Below are 16,457 nucleotides of genomic sequence, written 5' to 3' on the forward strand. Positions count from 1 at the left end.
GTAGAAGTACCGAACGACGAGTCTTCGCCAAACCTCTGCCTGTGGTTATGGATCCCGGCCTTCGCCGGGACGACGGCTGAGATTGAGACGCGCTGTCGTCAATCGAATCTACGCATTGATCCACTTCGCCAGCTCCCGCCACGGCTCCAGCGTCCAATGCCCTGACGCAGCACCGGACGGCGACGGCAACACAAATATTTCCGGCAAGCCTGCATCGCGAGGCTGCCGCCCGAGCGTAATCCCGCTCGACGGCCTGCCATAAAACAAGCTCGCTGCCTTCTTGCTCGTGAACGCAATCGTCCGCGGCCGATACTTTTCGATCTTGGCCTTGAACCCCGGCACGTCGATCGTCTCCGTCGCGATCTGATGATCCATCCCCGCGCCCGACTTGGAGAGATCGGTGAAGCCGATCCCGAGTTCGATCAGCCCTGCGAACTCGCCCGGCTGATAGCGCCGCGGCGTAATCCCGGCCTCGTGGATCGCGCGCCAGAAGCGGTTGCCGGGATGGGCGTAGTAGTGCCCGAGTTCAGCCGAGCGCGTGCTGGCGGCGGTGCCGACGAAGACGAGGCGGAGGTCGGGACGGAGTTGGTCGGGGAGGCGGTGGGCTTCGGGCAAGTTAATCGTCCGTGGCTGACGCTCACTCGTCCGTCTTGCGGGCTTCGCGGCCATGCCATATCCGCGTGATAAGGATGTCTTGCGAATCCGCCAACACCGCATAGCGCACGATGTAGCCGGACGTGCCAAAGCGGACCACGATCTGGCGAAGCTCGGCATCTTCGGTCTGCATTCCTAGATTGGGAAACTCCTGCAACCGCTCGATCGCCCGCTAGATCGACGCGAGCGCCCGTTGCGCGGCCCCCGGGTTGTGTTCATCCAGAAACAGGTGCAATCGCTCGACGTCCTCAATGGCATCGGGCGAAAGCAGGATCATCCGATCCTGCGCACCGCCGGGCGCGGCAGTTCCTTCGCCGAACCCCAGCTCGCGACCCAGTCCTTCACCTCGTTGAGCGGAACAGCTGCGCGCGTCTTTCTGAAGTCATCCAGCCGGCGGCGGTCCTCAGCGATGTCGGGGCCGGCGAGATCGACCACGGAATCGAGCAGCGCAACGGCTTCCGCGAGCACGGCGGCGACATCCTGCCCGCGTTCGTCGGCCATCTCGCGCAAACGCGCATCGGTCTCGGCGTCGATATCCAGCGTGCGACGAATGATGTTCATGCAATCAGAATAGGCGCGGAAGGTGAATTTGTCGAGGCGCCCTGCCCGGATCAAGCCCGGCGATGAGCTGGAGATAGTGTCACAACACCCGATTGCTCTCCTTCACCTTCTCCGCATCGAGATACACGCTTGAGCCCATCTCCTTGAACTTCGCGCTCATCTGCTTCATGCCGTCTTCGGCGATGCCGCTCATGGACATGCCGATCGAGTTCGGATCATTCAGCGTCGCAGCATAATCCCGCACGTCCTGCGTGATCTTCATCGAGCAGAATTTTGGGCCGCACATCGAGCAGAAATGGGCGACCTTGTGGGCTTCCTTCGGCAGGGTCTCGTCGTGGAAGTTTTTGGCGGTGTCGGGGTCGAGGCCGAGGTTGAACTGGTCGCTCCAGCGGAAGTCGAAACGGGCGCGGGAGAGCGCGTCGTCGCGAAGCTGGGCTGCCGGGTGGCCCTTGGCGAGATCGCTCGCATGCGCGGCGATCTTGTAGGTGATGACGCCGGTCTTGACGTCGTTGCGGTCGGGCAGGCCGAGATGCTCCTTCGGTGTGACGTAGCAGAGCATGGCGCAGCCGAACCAGCCGATCATGGCCGCACCGATGCCTGAGGTGATGTGGTCGTAGCCCGGCGCGATGTCGGTGGTCAGCGGTCCAAGCGTGTAGAACGGCGCCTCGCCGCATTCCTTGAGCTGCTTGTCCATGTTGATCTTGATCTTGTGCATCGGCACGTGGCCGGGGCCTTCGATCATGACCTGGCAGCCCTTGTCCCACGCGATTTTTGTCAGCTCGCCGAGCGTCTCCAGCTCCGCGAACTGCGCGCGGTCGTTGGCGTCCGCGATCGAGCCTGGGCGCAGGCCGTCGCCGAGCGAGAACGAGACGTCATACTTGCGCATAAGGTCGCAGATCTCGTCGAAATGCGTGTAAAGAAAACTCTCCTTGTGATGCGCCAGGCACCACTTCGCCATGATCGAGCCGCCGCGGCTGACGATGCCGGTGACGCGGTTGGCGGTGAGGTGGATGTATTGCAGGCGCACGCCGGCGTGGATGGTGAAATAGTCGACGCCCTGTTCGCACTGCTCGATCAGCGTGTCCTTGTAGAGCTCCCAGGTCAGCTGCACCGGATCGCCGTTGCACTTCTCCAGCGCCTGATAAATGGGAACGGTGCCGATCGGCACCGGCGCGTTGCGCAAGATCCATTCGCGGGTGGTGTGGATGTTGCGCCCCGTGGAGAGGTCCATCACCGTGTCGGCGCCCCAGCGGATCGCCCACACCATCTTCTCGACCTCTTCCTCGACCGACGAGGTCACCGCCGAGTTGCCGATATTGGCGTTGATCTTGGTCAGGAAGTTGCGGCCGATGATCATCGGCTCGAGCTCGCTGTGGTTGATGTTGGAGGGGATGATGGCGCGGCCGCGCGCGATTTCGCTGCGGACGAACTCCGGCGTGATGAAGGCGGGGACTTCGGCGCCAAAACTTTCGCCGTCGGCAAGCGCTGCTTCCGCGCGCTCGAGCTGCTGCTTGCGGCCGAGGTTTTCGCGCTCCGCGACGTAGATCATCTCCTTGGTGATGATGCCGGCGCGGGCGAATTCGAGCTGGGTGATTTTGTGGCCGTCGAGGCCGCGCAGCGGCTGGTGATAGGCCGAGAACGCGCGCGCGGCCTTGTCGGTGGAGACGCTGCCATTGTCCTCCGGCTTGATCTGCCGGCCCTCATATTCCTCGACGCCGCCACGCTCCAGCACCCAGGCTTTGCGGCCGCGGGCGAGGCCGGCGTTGACGTCGATGGTCACGGACGGATCGGTGTAGGGGCCGGAGGTGTCGTACACCGGCAGGTTCGGCTCGCCCGCGCCTTCGGACAGGATGATCTCGCGCAAGGGCACGCGGATGTCGGGCGCGGCGTCGGGCGACGCGAAGATTTTTCGCGAGGAGGGCAGCGGGCCGGTGGTGACGGCGGGGACGGTCTTGTCGGGGTTGGAGCGGATGTTCATGGGATCCTCCGGTTACTCTTTAATTCCTGGGTGCAATTTCAATCTCGTCATCCTGAGGTGCGCGCACTTGCGCGCCTCGAAGGATGAACGAGCCGGGCCGTCGCCCTTCGAGGGCCGCCGAAGAGGCGGCCACCTCAGGGTGACGGGGTGAAGAGTGCTTCTCCGTCATTGCGAGCGCAGCGAAGCAATCCAGAATCTCTCTGTGGAGACAGTCTGGATTGCTTCGTCGCAAGTGCTCCTCGCAATGACGGTGGGGAGAGAGTGTGTCCATCACGCCGCCTCCGCTGCCAGGCCGAGCCACTGCCGCACCCGGGCATCCGGGTCGGCATTCTGGGTGACGTCAGACACCACGGCGATGGAATCGGCGCCTGCGGCAAAGATCTCCGCGGCGTGCTCGAACTTGATGCCGCCGATCGCGACCAGCGGGATGTTGCCGACGCGCTGCTTCCACTCCGTGATCTTTGGAATGCCCTGCGGTTCGAAGCGCATCGATTTGAGCGTGGTGAAGAAGATCGGGCCGAGCGCGACGTAGTCGGGTTTTGCCGCGAGCGCGGTTTCAAGCTCCGCGTCGTCGTGCGTGGAGACGCCCAGCGACAGGCCGGCCTCGCGGATGGCCTTGAGGTCCGCATCCGCCAGATCCTCCTGGCCGAGATGCAGATATTTTGCACCCGCGACGATCGCCGCGCGCCAATAGTCGTTCACGACTAGCTTGGCTTGCGTGCCCTCAGTGATCGCCAGTGCGTCGGTGACGATCTGGAGCGCTTGCGAGTCGTCGAGATCTTTCGTGCGCAGCTGAATGGTGCCGACGCCGAGCTTGGTCAGGCGCTCGACCCATTTGGGGCTGTCGACGACGGGATAGAAACGATCAGGATACGGCATGCCAGAACGGGGTCCCAACGACAGGGGTGGAGGGGGAGGCGAAGTCGCGGGCGTTCATCAGCCCGGCTTCAAAAGCGGTGCGGCCGGCTTCGATGCCAAGGCGGAAGGCGTTGGCCATCGCGACGGGATCGGCGGCCTTTGCGATAGCGGTGTTCAACAGCACGGCGTCATAGCCGAGCTCGAGTGCTTCAGCCGCATGCGAGGGCGCGCCGATGCCGGCGTCGACCACCAGCGTGATGTCGGGCAGCCGCTCGCGCAGCAGCTTGAGCGCGTCGCGGTTGGTGATGCCTTTCGCGCTGCCGATCGGCGCGGCCCACGGCATCACCACCTTGCAGCCGGCATCGACCAGCCGGTTCGCAACGGAGAGATCCTCGGTGCAATAGGGGAAGACCTCAAAGCCGTCCTTGATCAGGATGGTGGCGGCCTCGACCAGGCCGACGACATCAGGCTGCAGCGTGTCGTTGTCGGCGATGACTTCGAGCTTGATCCAGCTGGTGCCGAACAATTCGCGGGCGAGTTTTGCGGTGGTCACGGCCTCGCGGACGCTGCGGCAGCCGGCGGTGTTCGGCAGCACGGTGACGTCGAGCTCGCGGATCAGCTTCCAGAACGCATCGCCGGTCTTGCCGCCGGCGGATTCGCGCCGCAGCGACACCGTGACGATGTTCGAGCCTGAGGCGCGGATCGCGTCCTGCATGATCGCAGGCGAGGGATAGAGCGCGCTGCCGATCAGCAGGCGGGAGGGGAAAGTTTTGCCGTAGAAGGTCACCATGTGGAAGGTGTCTCCTCAGATGCAGCGCGCTCCCTCGCCCCGCTTGCGGGGAGAGGGCTGGGGTGAGGGGGAGTCTCCGCAAGCGAGGTGAGAGTCGGACTCGTGTAGAGTCCCCCTCACCCGGAATTTGCTTTGCAAATTCCGGCCTCTCCCCGCGCGCGGGGAGAGGCGAAGGAAGGCGGTGCCCGCATTCAAAAGCATCCTCACCCTCCCTGCCGCGGCGTGATGATCTCGATTTCGTCGCCGGCCTTGAGGTGGGTCTCGGCCCAGCGGCTCTTCGGCACGACGTCGTAATTGAGCGCGATCGCGAAATGCGTGCCCTCGTAGTCGAGCTCGCTGAGCAGCGCATCGACGCTGGCCGAGTTCACCTCGCGTTGCTCGCCGTTGACGATCACAAGCATTGGACGATCACGCGCATTGCATCACCTCATTGTCGATCTGGCCGCGCTCGACATAGGAAAGCGTCAGCTCGGCGAGCGCCGGCGCTAGCAGGAAGCCGTGGCGGTAGAGCCCATTGACGCTGATCTTGCCGCCGCGCACGCCGATGCGCGGCAGATTATCTGGATACGCGGGGCGAAGGCCCGAGCCGAATTCGACGATGCGGGCTTCGCCAAAGGCGGGATGCACGGCATAGGCCGCGCCCAAAAGCTCCAGTGCGGAGCGGACGCTGACGCCGGTGTCCTCGGCCTCGATCGAGGTCGCGCCCAGCATGAACAGGTCGGCCTCGCGCGGGATCACGTAGAGCGGCCAGCGCGGATGGATCAGCCGCACGGGGCGCGCCAGCTGCACCTCGCTGGTCTCGATCAAAATCATCTCGCCCTTGACGCCGCGCAACTCCGGCTGCTCATCGCGTGCGCCAAGGCCGCGGCAGTCGATCACGATGCCCTTAGGATGAAGGTTTGCGAGATCGGCGGCGGCGACATCGCTGCCGAACTTGATGGTGCCGCCGGCGGCAACGATGCGCTCGTGCAGTTTTGGCAGCACGCGGCGCGGCTCGACATGGCCCTCGGCCGGGAAGAACAGCGCATCGCGGAAACGGCCCTCCAGCGACGGTTCGATCTCGGCAAGAGCCGTGGCATCGAGCCGGCGGTGGCCGTCGGTCATCCGGGCAAAGCGCTCAAAGTCGTTGCGCTCGCGCGGATGGGCCACCACCAGCGAGCCGTTGAACGGGGTATCCGGCAATTCGCGCCGCCAGATATCGAGCGAGCGCTGGCCTAAGCGGCTGATGATAGGTTCGGCGACCTCCGCCTCGCACCAGGGCGCGAGCATGCCGCCGGCCCAATGGCTGGTGGCGTCGGTCATGGCCGCGTCACCGCGCTCGTGTAACGTCACGGAATGGCCGGCCTGCGCGAACAACAGCGCCTGCCAGGCTCCGGCTATGCCTGCACCGATGATGGATACCGGAGAATCCGATCGCTTGGTCGTCTGCAACATCCCTGTCCCTTCGCCGGCATGACCCGGATCAGGTTCAAAGGGTCACCACGGTCCTGGGCGGGTTTTGCCCATTTAGCGGTATCTCAGCTCCTCCTCGGAGCACCCCTCGGAACGGCTCTAATGTAGGCTTGTGGGGGCCTGTGTCAACGCGTTTGGCCCGGAACAGGAGACTACTTGGACGCCTGCGCCCGCGCGTTGCGGACGCGCTGGGCCAGCTTGTGGTGCTGCAACGTGCCAAATATCGGCTGCGGATTGCCGTTCGGCTCGAGCTGAGGCTCGAAGCTCGCCTGTTGCACCATCTCCTGGCGCTGCCGCTTTGCAACGTAGTAATAGCCGCCCGCGAAATAACGCACGGCTCGGTCGTGGTCGCCGTTGGCGGCATGGTAGGCGCCGGCGAGATATTTCACCGCATAGGTGAGATTGGTGTCGGGGTCGCGCAGGCCGGCGGCATCGCCGGTGTAGCCGAGGCCGCGGGCGGTCGCGAGCTTGATCTGCATCATGCCGATGGTGCCGCCACGGCCGACCAGGCCCGGCTGATAGCGGCTCTCGCGCATGATGACGCGATGCACGAGCGCCTCCGGCACGCCGTTGGCACGCGCATGCATCGCGACCATCTCGGCATATTCGGTCTGGCCTGCGAATGCGGCCTGCGGCGACACCAGTCCGGCCGCGACGAGCACGGCAATACGAAAAATTTTCATCGAAATGTTCCTCGGAAATGTTCCTCGGCAGAACGGACCTGCGCCCGTGCGCGTTAGGCCGTGGGAACGCGGCGATGATGTGGCGAAACGCCGCCATCGCCGATTTTGGCTGCCTCGTCGTTTTTGCGACTTAAACTTGGGTTAATAGCAATACTGGCGGAGCGCGTTGCGCGCGACAACAGGCCTGCCCATTCGCGCGCCTTCGCCCAAAAACTGCAAGTCAGAAACGGCATTTTGGGAGGACGTCCATGACCAGAGCACACATCGACGACATCCCCATGCAGAACCCGTGTGCCCAATGCGGCACGCCGATCCCGTTCCCGGATTGGATCGAGCCGGGAGAAGGCCGCGTTTCCTATCTCTGGAATTGCCAGGCCTGCGGCTATCGCTTCGAGGCGGTGGCGATCTTCGACCAGCCCGCGATCGAGCACCCGCCGCTCGCCGCTTAAGCGGCGACTTACGCCGCCAGCCGCGGCTGCTGCCACACTGGCAATTGCATCCGCACGATCAGTCCGTGCGGCTGGCGGTCATGCAGCGACAGCTCGCCGCCATGGGCGATCGCGATCGCGCGCGCGATCGACAGGCCGAGGCCGAAGCCGGTGGAATCGTCCATGGTGCGCGCATCGTCGCCGCGCACGAACGGCTCCAGCATCTCCTGCTTGCGCGCATCCGAAATGCCGGGGCCGTCATCCTCGACGTCGATGACGAGCTTGGTGCCAGCGACATCGAGGCGGATCGTCACCTCGGCGCCGAAGCGCACCGCGTTCTCGACCAAATTGGTGACGCCGCGATGCAGATCGTCGGGGCGCGCGGCGGCGGTTACCGATGTCGGGCCGTCATAGTGCACGACGTGGCCCATGTCGCCGAACTGGTCGGCGATCAGCTGCAGCGTGCTGGCGATATCGACCAGCGTCACGGCTTCGATCTTGCGGTCGTTGCGCAGCAGCGACAGCACGCTTTCCAGCATCGAGCGCATCTGGTCGAGATCGATCAGCATGCGCTTGCGATTGCCCTCGTCCTCGATGAACTCGGCGCGCAGCCGCAGCCGCGTGATCGGGGTGCGCAGGTCGTGGCTGATCGCCGCCAGCATCTTGGTGCGATCCGACATCAGCCGTGCGATCCGCTCATGCATGCGGTTGAGCGCGCGGGCGACTGAGCGGATCTCCTCCGGGCCGCGCTCGGGCAGCGGCTCGGCGGCGCCGTCGAGGCTGAAATTCTCGGCCGCCTTGGCAAAGGATGACAGCGGCGTCGCCAGCGCGCGCGCCGCCCACAGGCCGAGCACGCTGATAGAGATGAAGGCGGTCATCAGCGTCACCAGCCACGGCCCGCCCCAGAACCACGGCCGTGGGCCGTTCTCGACATGGCCCGCGATTATGGTGCCGTCAGGCAATTCCACGCCGATGCGACGGGCGTCGCCCTCGGGCGCAAGCTGCATCACCTTGTAGCCGCGGCCGAGATGGCGGCGCAGCCCGCGCAGGTGCTGGCTTTCACTGTCCTCGATCACCATCGCCGTATCACGCGCGTGCGTCTCGATGTTGAGCTTGGGGAAGGCGCGCGCGAGATCTGCGGTGAGGCGCGGCCGGTCGTCGGGCTTGGCCGAGCCGAGCAGCAGCGCGGCATCCATCAATTGGGGCGCGCCGTCCGGCGGCTGGTCCGGGCGGTCGGGCCGGCTGATCAGGAAGGCGGCGGTGACGACGAGATGCAGCGCGACGGTCGAGGCCAGCACGAGCGCGGCGATCTGCCCGCCGATGCCTTTGAGGTGGAAGAACCCGAACGGCCTCATCGTCTTAAAGCCCCGTCAGTTGCTCAGGGGCGTCGTAACCGCTTCCGTTCTGGGCGTAAACAAATAACCGCCGGAACGCACCGTCTTGATGATGGTGGGATCGGCCGGATTGGGCTCGATCTTGCGGCGGATGCGGCTGACCAGCACGTCGATGGAGCGTTCGAACGAGCCGGTGCTGCGGCCCTGCGTGAGGTCGAGCAGGCTGTCGCGCGACAGCACGCGGCCGGGACGCTCGCAGAACGTCCTGAGCAGGTCGAACTCGGCGCTGGTCACCGCGACGCGCGCGCCTTCCGGATTGCGCAGCTCGCGCAGGCGCAGGTCGATGCGCCAGCCTTCGAAGGCGAGCGTCGAGGCGCCCTCGATCGAGCTCGCGGCCTGTGCGGAGGCCTGACGCCGCAGCACCGCGTTGATACGGGCGAGCAGCTCGCGCGGGTTGAACGGTTTCGGCAGATAGTCATCCGCGCCCATCTCGAGGCCGACGATGCGGTCGACATCCTCGCCGCGCGCGGTCAGCATGATGATCGGCGTCTGCGCCTCGGCGCGCACCTTGCGGCACAGGCTGAGACCGTCTTCGCCCGGCAGCATGACGTCGAGAATGATGAGATCAACGCGGTGGTCGGCCATGGCACGCGACATCTCGCGGCCGTCGCTCACAGCGGTAACGTTGCAGGAGTTGTTGCGGAGATACTTCGCAATCAACGTCCGGGTTTCGCGGTCGTCCTCGACGACCAGGATGTTGGGAGAGGGAATGGCCATGAGCTTTGTTTGTCCAAGATTCGGGCCAAAAGGCGAAGATTTTTGTTTCAGATTGTTTCCGAATGTATTCCCGCAACACCTCGCAACGACCGCGTAGTCATACGGCAAGGTCTCGTTAAGCCCGTTAACCATACCGTGGCGTGGAAGTGCAAGAAATCCCGTAACCCCACGGAGCCATCATGACCTCGATTTCGGCGGCCTCCGCCGGCAACTACCAGTCGCCGCTGCAGAAGCTGCAGCAGGAATTGCAATCGGAAGTGTCCGACGGGACGATCTCGTCGTCGGACCAGTCCGCGCTCACGACCGCCCTGCAAGACATTGACACGGCGCTTCAGCAGAGCAAGTCCAGCGATCAGTCGAGCGGCAGCAAGCCGTCCAAGGACGGGCTGAAATCGAAGATCGACGATCTCATCTCCACCGAGGTCTCGAACGGGACGTTGACGTCGGACCAGGCCGACGAGCTGAAGGGCGTGTTTCAGTCTGCCTTCTCCAAAGGGCCCGGCGGTCCCGGCGGCGCGGGTGGCCCGCCTCCCGGTCCACCGCCGTCGGATGACGGCTCCTCGGATTCCGCGTCGTCGACGGGCCAGACGGCCAGCAGCAGCTCGACCGATAGCAGCGCGGCCAAGATCCTCGAGCAATTCCTCCAGGCGCTGCAGCAGTCGCAGTCCTCGAGCTCATCCTACGGTGCCAACGGCACGACCACCTCCTCAAGCAGTTCGGATTTTTCGGCGCTGCTGATCGACTACAAGAGCTGACCCGCGCGACGCGGGTCGGCGCGTTCCTCGCCGCGATCGTGTGACATCCCAGGGCGCGTGATCGTCGGCGGGGAACCGCAAACCGTTCTCTGTGTGACGCAGGAACCTTCCCCGCAATGCAGTGCAGCAATGGCGCAACGAAATTGCCGCAGCTCAGGAACTGCACGTGATCGCGGCTGTTCTCTCCGCATGAGTTTCTGCTGAAGGAGAGGACAACAATGTTGATGAAATCGATCGCCGCCGGCCTTGCCGGCACAGCTTTGCTTGCAACCGTCGCGTTTGCGCAAAACCCGACCGCCACCACCGACAAGTCTCCACCTGCGGCCGCCGCGACGACGACCACCACCAGCGCGTCGGGCGAATGGCGCGCCTCGAAAATGGCGGGCGTGAAGATCTATAACGAGGCCAACGAGAACATCGGCTCGATCAACGACCTGCTGATGGACAAGACCGGCGCCGTGAAGATCGCCGTCATCGGCGTCGGCGGCTTCCTCGGCATGGGCGAGCATCTCGTCGCCGTGCCCTATGAGAAGCTGAAATTCGTCAATGAGGCGATAGCCTACACCGGCACCGGCGCGGCTCCGGGCGCCCCCGGCAACATGAGCAAGTCGACCACCACCACCACCGGCGCTGCGACCGGCACCGAGAAGACGGCCACGACGGCGCCGTCGGGCTCGAAATGGTATCCGGACCACGCCGTGTTCAACGCGTCCAAGGACGAGCTGAAGAACATGCCCGAGTTCAAGTACTCGGAGTAATGCAGTTCACGTGACGGCCTAAATGAAGCGCGCCCGGTTTTCACCGAGCGCGCTGTCGTGTCTTTCAGGCTCCCGTGATTGCGAGGAGCTCGCGACAAAGTTGCAAAAGCAATTTTGCGCTGAAGCGACGAAGCAATCCGGACTATTGCCGCTGATGCATCCCGGTGATGTCGGACGAGCCACCAGTGTTGTGACGACTTGGAGGTTCCAATGCGCACATTGGCTTTGACGATTTTGACGATGGGTATCGTTTTAACAGCAGGGCACGCCCGGGCTCAGAGATATGATCCGGCTTTTCCTGTTTGCCTGTACGTCGTCTCATTCGGAGCCACCCCTTACTATCGATGCAGCTACGCGACGATGGACCAATGCAGGGCGTCAGCCAACGGTCAGATGTGCGTCCTCAACCCGTATTACGCTCGTGCGCCGGCGCCGGTGAGGGGGAGCAATCGGCATTATTCTCGCCAAGTCGGATCAAGATCGCCCGCGCCCGCCGAGACCAGATCGTACACGCCACCTGCGCCGCCGATCCACTCCCGGTCCGCACCGTATAATCAATACAATGAACCGTATTATGGAGCTTCCCAAGGTTACGCGCCCGGCGAGAAACAACGATTTCTCGACAGCGTAAGACGATACATGTGACGGACAGGCCGAAGGGGGAAGAAGGCGCCACCGCTCAGGCGCTGCTGCCCTTGAGCCGTTCGTTGCGCCGGCGCAGACCTTCCAGGGCGGCGAGGAGGATGACCGACACCGTCGTCAGAATGACCGCCGCTGCGGTGATGGTCGGACTGATGTTCTCGCGGATGCCGCTGAACATCTCGCGCGGCAGGGTGCGCTGCTCTGGCCCCGCCATGAACAGCACGATCACGACCTCGTCGAAGCTGGTCGCGAAGGCGAACAGCGCGCCCGACGCGAGCCCCGGCAGGATCAGCGGCAGAATTACGCGGCGGAACGCATCAAGTGGCGAGGCGCCAAGGGAGGCAGCGGCGCGCGCCAGGTTGGTGTCGAAGCTTTGCAGCGTCGCGCCAACCGTGATTACCACAAACGGCGTCGCAAGCGCAGTGTGAGCCAGGATCAAGCCGAGATAGCTGCCGGTCAGTCCGATCGGCGCGAAGAAGAAATACAGACCGACCGCGGTGATGACACCGGGCACGACGACCGGCGACAGCACGAAAGCCAGCACCAGCGGCTTGAACCGGCTCTTCCACTGCGCGAGCCCCAGCGCGGCCAGCGTGCCCAGAACCATCGACAGCAAGGTCGAGGCGACGCCGATGATCATGCTGTTCTTCAGCGAATTCATCCAGCGCGGCGAATTGATGAAATCGTCGTACCAGCGCAGGGAGAGACCCGGCAGCGGGTAGGTGAGGTACGAGCCCGAGCTGAAGGACAGCGGCATGATCGCAAGGATGGGCGTGATCAGGAAGATGAACACGAGCGTTGAGATCACGATGGTGATGGTCCACGCGATGCGCTGGCTCGGCGTGCGGAGGGAAGGATTGTCGCTCAATTCTTCATCCCTCCCGTGACCTGCTGTCCCTGCACCAGCTTGCCGTAGACGAGAGCGAGCAGAATAGTAGCCAGCAGCAGAACCGCACCCAACGCCGACGCAAGGCCCCAATTGGCCGTCTCGGTCGTGTAGAGCGCGATGAAGTAGCTGATCATCTGGTCGGCGGCGCCGCCGACCAGTGCAGGCGTGATGTAGTAGCCAAGCGCCAGGATGAAGACGAGCAGGCTCCCGGCGCCGATGCCGGGCAGGGTTTGCGGCAGATAGATCCGCAGGAAGGCGATGAGGGGGGGCGCACCGAGCGAGGCGGCGGCACGCATGTAAGCCGGCGAGATCGCCTTCATGCTGCTGTACAGCGGCAGGATCATGAACGGCAGCAGCACGTGGGTCATGGCCACGCAGACACCGAAGCGGTTGTAGATCAGGCGCAGCGGCTCGTCGATGATGCCAAGCCAGTGCAGGCTGTCGTTCACGACGCCCTTGCTCTGCAACAGCACGATCCAGGCGCAGGTGCGCACCAGGAGCGATGTCCAGAACGGCAGCAGCACGAAGATCATCAGCAGGTTCGACCGGCCGGGCGGCAGCGTCGCCAGCAGGTAGGCAACCGGGAAGCCAAGGATCAGGCAGAGTGCCGTGACACTGAAGCTGATGAGGAAGGTGCGGGCGAAGACGCCGCGGTAGATGGCCTGATCCGGCGCGGCTGCGACGATCGCGCCGTCCGCGTTCCGCGTCAGGTCGAGTGCTGCCAGAAGATAGAAGCCGGTCACCGGGCCACTGGCATCCTTGATCGTCGTCCAGGTGGCGCGCTCGCGCCAGGCCGGGTTGATCTTGCCCAGCGTTTCCCTGGCGGTGCCGGGCTCGGGCGCCGCCTTCAGACTGCGTGCGGTGCTGGTCAGGATCGTGCGAAAACCGTTCAGGGCGTAATTGAGCCGCTTGGCCGCGATGGCGACGGTGCCGGAGGCGCGCGCCGCCAGGATGTCGCTCGCCAGCGCAGCGTAGGCCTTTTCGTCCGGCAGGTCCTTGCCGTCCCAATTGGCGAGCGCAGTGACGGTTTGAGGCAGAACCTGGCGCACCTCGCGGTCATCGACCGCGCGCCACAGCATGCCGGCGATGGGGCTTGCGAAGGTGAAGAGCAGAAACAGCAGAAGCGGCACAACCAGTGCCAGCGCCTTGATCTGGCGTGCGCGCTCCGCTCGCTTGAGGCGGCGCTTGAGCGGCACCTCAGTCTGCGCATCGATGCCGGTCAGGGACGCTGCTGTCATGGCGCGAGCCTCTTTGATCGGACATCCCTCGCCATTTCGGGTAGGGCAATCGCATGTGATGTTTTGGAGCGGCCTGAGCGCGCGCCTCGTCCTTCGAGACGACCGCTTTGCGGTCTCCTCAGGATGAGGCTCATCGACATCGGTGCCTCTGGATCGGCTACCGCACACACCGTCCTCATCCTGAGGAGCCCGCCTAAAGCGGGCGTCTCGAAGGATGGCCGCAACGAAACTGCTCTCAAATGCGGTGGCCCTTCCATTTTAGGTAAGGGGGTGAGGGACAGGCGAAAGGGGATCGACCTTCCGCCTGTGCCGCACGCCCATGCGTCCGCGCGCTATTTCGCGGCCCATTTGTTGAAGCGCTCGGTCAGGCGGTCGATGTTCTCGAGCCAGAAGGCGACGTTGATCTCGACCGCATTCTTGATGTTGTCAGGCGCGGTCGGCAGGTCTTTCAGGACGGCCGGCTGGATCAGGGCGGCGGCGCCCTTGTTCGAGGTGCCGTAGGCAATGTTCTCCGACAGTTTTGACTGGTTCTCCGCCTTGCCTGCGAAGTCCAGGAACTTGTAAGCCGCGTCCTTGTTCGGGCTGCCCTTCAGGATGACCCAGCTGTCGAGGGTAAAGAGCGCTCCGTCCCACACCATGCCAAAGTTCTTCTTCTCATTCTTGTTCGCGGTGTCGATGCGGCCATTGTAGACCGAGGTCATCGCCACCTCGCCGGAGGCGAGCAATTGCGGCGGCTGAGCGCCTGCCTTCCACCAGACGAGGTCGCCCTTGATGGTGTCCAGCTTCTTGAACGCGCGATCGACGCCCTCGTCGGTCGCCAGCACCTTGTAGACGTCCTTCGGTGCGACGCCGTCCGCCATGAGGGCGATCTCGAGCGTGGTCTTCGGGCCCTGACGTAAGGCCCGCTTGCCCGGAATCTTCTTGGTGTCGAAGAAGTCAGCCCAGCCTTTGGGCGCGTCCTTCAGCTTGTCCTTGTCGTAGCCGAGCACGAAATCGTAGAGGATGGCGCCGACGCCGCAGGGATTGACCGACGGCTGTATGTAAGCCGCCTCGCCGCCGATCTTGGAATAGTCCAGCTTCTCGAACAGGCCTTCCTCGCAGCCGACTGCGAGTTCGTCGCTCTCGACCTGGACGACGTCCCAGGTGGCGGCGCCACCCTGGACCTTGGCGCGCAACACGCCGACGCCGCCGTCCCAGGACTCGTCGTTCATGGCAATGCCGGCCGCCTTCTTGAACGGCTCGAAATAGACCTTCTTCTGGGCGTCCTGATACGCGCCGCCCCATGACACGACGGTAAGGTCACGCGCCTGCGCGACCGTGGCCAGCGCGGCGCTGGCGCTGAACGCCGCGGCGAAACCCAGAGCAATCTTGCCAATCTTGCGCTTCAGCATGGTCCTTGTTCCTTCTTCATCTGCGTTGCGTTGAGGTTGATTGATGCAGGTTCGCTTGCGTTGGGATCAGACGGGATCGAGCGCGAGGCAGTCCTCGGGGCGAAAGGTGATGAACACGCTTTCGCCGTGCCGCAGGCTGTCATGCGCCCCGAGTTGAAGCTTGACCATGAACTCGGCGTTCCCTGAGACATCGAGCACGGCCAGCGCGTGGTCGCCGAGATAGATGGTGTTCTGCACTTTGGCCGGCAGCCGGTTCGGTCCGTCGCTGGAGCTGCCGTCCGGGATAATGGCGACCCGCTCCGGCCGCACCGACAGGGAGGTCGATGTGCCCGCGCCTGATACGTTGACCGCACGGGCCATGACGGAGCCACCGGCCGCCAGAGTGACGCGGCAATAGTCCTTGTCGACCGTCTCCACCGTGCCGGCCAGCACATTGTTCTCGCCAACGAAGTTGGCGACGAAGCTGTTCACGGGATGCTCATAGAGCGCATCGGGCCTGTCGATCTGCTGCACGATACCGTCGTTGAACACGGCGATGCGGTCCGACATGGTGAGCGCTTCGCTCTGGTCGTGGGTGACGTAGACGACGGTGATGCCCATCGTCTCGTGCAGCTGCTTGATCTCCAGCTGCATCTGCTCTCGCAGGCGCTTGTCCAGGGCGCCCAAGGGCTCGTCCATCAGCACGAGCTGCGGGTTGAAGACCAGCGCGCGGGCCAGCGCCACGCGCTGCTGCTGGCCGCCGGACAGTTGCCCGGGCCGCCGCTGCGCCAGCGTTTCCATTTTGATCATGCGCAGAGCCGCCCTGACGCGCGCTTGCGTGTCCGCCTTGTTGACCTTGCGTACGGACAGCGGGAAGGCGACGTTCTCCTCGATCGTCAGGTGCGGAAACAGGGCATAGTTCTGGAACACCATGCCAATGTCGCGCTTGTGCGGCGGCATGTTCTTGATCGCCCTGTCGGCGAGGTAGATCTCGCCCTGGGTCGGAACCTCGAAGCCGGCCAGCATCATCAGCGTGGTCGTCTTGCCCGAGCCCGACGGGCCGAGCAGGGTGATGAACTCGCCCTTTTTGATGTCGAGATCGAGGTTCTTCACCACGAGATGCTCGCCATCATAGGTCTTCTGAATCCCGGAAAATCGCACCAATGCCGGCGCAGGCGTGACCATGCCGGCTTCCATGTTGTCCTCGCGTGTCCCCTACAATGCTCCCAGCACCTCTTTCGAGGTTGCCACGAATAGCTTAGCACCCTCCGACGAGAATGCCAGCGGCGC

Annotated in this window: 19 protein-coding genes and 1 riboswitch; of the genes, 4 read left to right on the forward strand and 15 right to left on the reverse strand. The window is 64.1% G+C overall.

What is annotated here, in order from left to right; genetic code table 11:
- Window positions 1-108 precede the first annotated feature (108 nt).
- From YUA_RS0103555 to YUA_RS0103595, 9 genes are all read right to left on the reverse strand, one after another.
- Complete coding sequence (locus YUA_RS0103555) at window positions 109-615, reverse strand: mismatch-specific DNA-glycosylase (RefSeq protein WP_027529423.1); 507 nt, start codon at window positions 613-615, stop codon at window positions 109-111.
- 22 nt (window positions 616-637) lie between these two features.
- Window positions 638-811 carry a type II toxin-antitoxin system RelE/ParE family toxin gene (locus YUA_RS47735; protein WP_256375357.1) on the reverse strand — a complete coding sequence of 58 codons (174 nt, stop codon included), beginning with the start codon at window positions 809-811 and terminating at the stop codon, window positions 638-640.
- Between the two features lie 116 nt (window positions 812-927).
- Window positions 928-1,215, reverse strand: a complete 288-nt coding sequence (locus tag YUA_RS0103565) for a hypothetical protein (RefSeq protein WP_027529424.1) — start codon at window positions 1,213-1,215, stop codon at window positions 928-930.
- Between the two features lie 79 nt (window positions 1,216-1,294).
- Window positions 1,295-3,193: a phosphomethylpyrimidine synthase ThiC gene (thiC, locus tag YUA_RS0103570; protein ID WP_027529425.1), complete on the reverse strand. Its 1,899-nt coding sequence runs from the start codon at window positions 3,191-3,193 to the stop codon at window positions 1,295-1,297.
- A 270-nt stretch (window positions 3,194-3,463) separates the two neighbouring features.
- Window positions 3,464-4,072, reverse strand: coding sequence for a thiamine phosphate synthase (locus YUA_RS0103575; protein WP_027529426.1), 609 nt, complete (start codon window positions 4,070-4,072; stop codon window positions 3,464-3,466).
- The gene (locus tag YUA_RS0103580) at window positions 4,059-4,841 is read right to left on the reverse strand and encodes a thiazole synthase (protein ID WP_027529427.1); all 783 of its coding nucleotides are present in this window, start codon (window positions 4,839-4,841) and stop codon (window positions 4,059-4,061) included. The genes YUA_RS0103575 and YUA_RS0103580 overlap by 14 nt, the downstream gene beginning before the upstream one ends.
- Before the next feature lie 203 nt (window positions 4,842-5,044).
- Window positions 5,045-5,242, reverse strand: a complete 198-nt coding sequence (gene thiS, locus YUA_RS0103585; protein ID WP_027529428.1) for a sulfur carrier protein ThiS — start codon at window positions 5,240-5,242, stop codon at window positions 5,045-5,047.
- A 7-nt stretch (window positions 5,243-5,249) separates the two neighbouring features.
- Window positions 5,250-6,275 carry an FAD-dependent oxidoreductase gene (locus tag YUA_RS0103590; protein ID WP_027529429.1) on the reverse strand — a complete coding sequence of 342 codons (1,026 nt, stop codon included), beginning with the start codon at window positions 6,273-6,275 and terminating at the stop codon, window positions 5,250-5,252.
- Window positions 6,263-6,392, reverse strand: a riboswitch (TPP riboswitch). (Overlaps the previous gene by 13 nt.)
- 53 nt (window positions 6,393-6,445) lie before the next feature.
- On the reverse strand, window positions 6,446-6,976 hold the full coding sequence (locus YUA_RS0103595; RefSeq protein WP_027529430.1) for a lytic transglycosylase domain-containing protein: 531 nt from the start codon (window positions 6,974-6,976) through the stop codon (window positions 6,446-6,448).
- Between the two features lie 248 nt (window positions 6,977-7,224).
- Between YUA_RS0103595 and YUA_RS0103605 the strand changes: the two genes are divergently transcribed.
- Window positions 7,225-7,425 (forward strand): hypothetical protein, encoded by a 201-nt coding sequence (locus YUA_RS0103605; protein ID WP_027529431.1) that lies wholly within the window; start codon window positions 7,225-7,227, stop codon window positions 7,423-7,425.
- A gap of 8 nt (window positions 7,426-7,433) precedes the next feature.
- Here the strand turns inward: YUA_RS0103605 and YUA_RS0103610 are convergent, their stop codons facing one another.
- Entirely contained in the window at window positions 7,434-8,759 is a 1,326-nt protein-coding gene (locus tag YUA_RS0103610; RefSeq protein WP_027529432.1) for an ATP-binding protein, read from the reverse strand.
- A gap of 15 nt (window positions 8,760-8,774) precedes the next feature.
- Entirely contained in the window at window positions 8,775-9,515 is a 741-nt protein-coding gene (locus YUA_RS0103615) for a response regulator (protein ID WP_027529433.1), read from the reverse strand.
- Between the two features lie 179 nt (window positions 9,516-9,694).
- Here YUA_RS0103615 and YUA_RS0103620 point away from each other — a divergent pair, with 179 nt between their 5' ends.
- The 3 genes from YUA_RS0103620 to YUA_RS47750 all read left to right on the forward strand — a co-directional run bounded on the left by YUA_RS0103620 (window position 9,695) and on the right by YUA_RS47750 (window position 11,673).
- Entirely contained in the window at window positions 9,695-10,270 is a 576-nt protein-coding gene (locus tag YUA_RS0103620; RefSeq protein ID WP_027529434.1) for a hypothetical protein, read from the forward strand.
- A 218-nt stretch (window positions 10,271-10,488) separates the two neighbouring features.
- Entirely contained in the window at window positions 10,489-11,028 is a 540-nt protein-coding gene (locus YUA_RS0103625; RefSeq protein ID WP_027529435.1) for a PRC-barrel domain-containing protein, read from the forward strand.
- 210 nt (window positions 11,029-11,238) lie between these two features.
- The gene (locus YUA_RS47750) at window positions 11,239-11,673 is read left to right on the forward strand and encodes a DUF3551 domain-containing protein (RefSeq protein ID WP_084292050.1); all 435 of its coding nucleotides are present in this window, start codon (window positions 11,239-11,241) and stop codon (window positions 11,671-11,673) included.
- A gap of 34 nt (window positions 11,674-11,707) precedes the next feature.
- Here the strand turns inward: YUA_RS47750 and YUA_RS0103630 are convergent, their stop codons facing one another.
- The 4 genes from YUA_RS0103630 to YUA_RS0103645 form a co-directional block, all read right to left on the reverse strand.
- The gene (locus YUA_RS0103630) at window positions 11,708-12,538 is read right to left on the reverse strand and encodes an ABC transporter permease (RefSeq protein WP_027529436.1); all 831 of its coding nucleotides are present in this window, start codon (window positions 12,536-12,538) and stop codon (window positions 11,708-11,710) included.
- Entirely contained in the window at window positions 12,535-13,797 is a 1,263-nt protein-coding gene (locus tag YUA_RS0103635; protein WP_027529437.1) for an ABC transporter permease, read from the reverse strand. Before YUA_RS0103635 ends, YUA_RS0103630 begins: the two co-directional genes overlap by 4 nt.
- 332 nt (window positions 13,798-14,129) lie before the next feature.
- Complete coding sequence (locus YUA_RS0103640; RefSeq protein ID WP_027529438.1) at window positions 14,130-15,188, reverse strand: ABC transporter substrate-binding protein; 1,059 nt, start codon at window positions 15,186-15,188, stop codon at window positions 14,130-14,132.
- Window positions 15,189-15,254: 66 nt separating this feature from the next.
- Window positions 15,255-16,364, reverse strand: a complete 1,110-nt coding sequence (locus YUA_RS0103645; RefSeq protein WP_027529439.1) for an ABC transporter ATP-binding protein — start codon at window positions 16,362-16,364, stop codon at window positions 15,255-15,257.
- Between the last annotated feature and the right edge of the window lie 93 nt (window positions 16,365-16,457).

Source organism: Bradyrhizobium sp. WSM3983 (assembly GCF_000473045.1).
GTDB lineage: Bacteria > Pseudomonadota > Alphaproteobacteria > Rhizobiales > Xanthobacteraceae > Bradyrhizobium.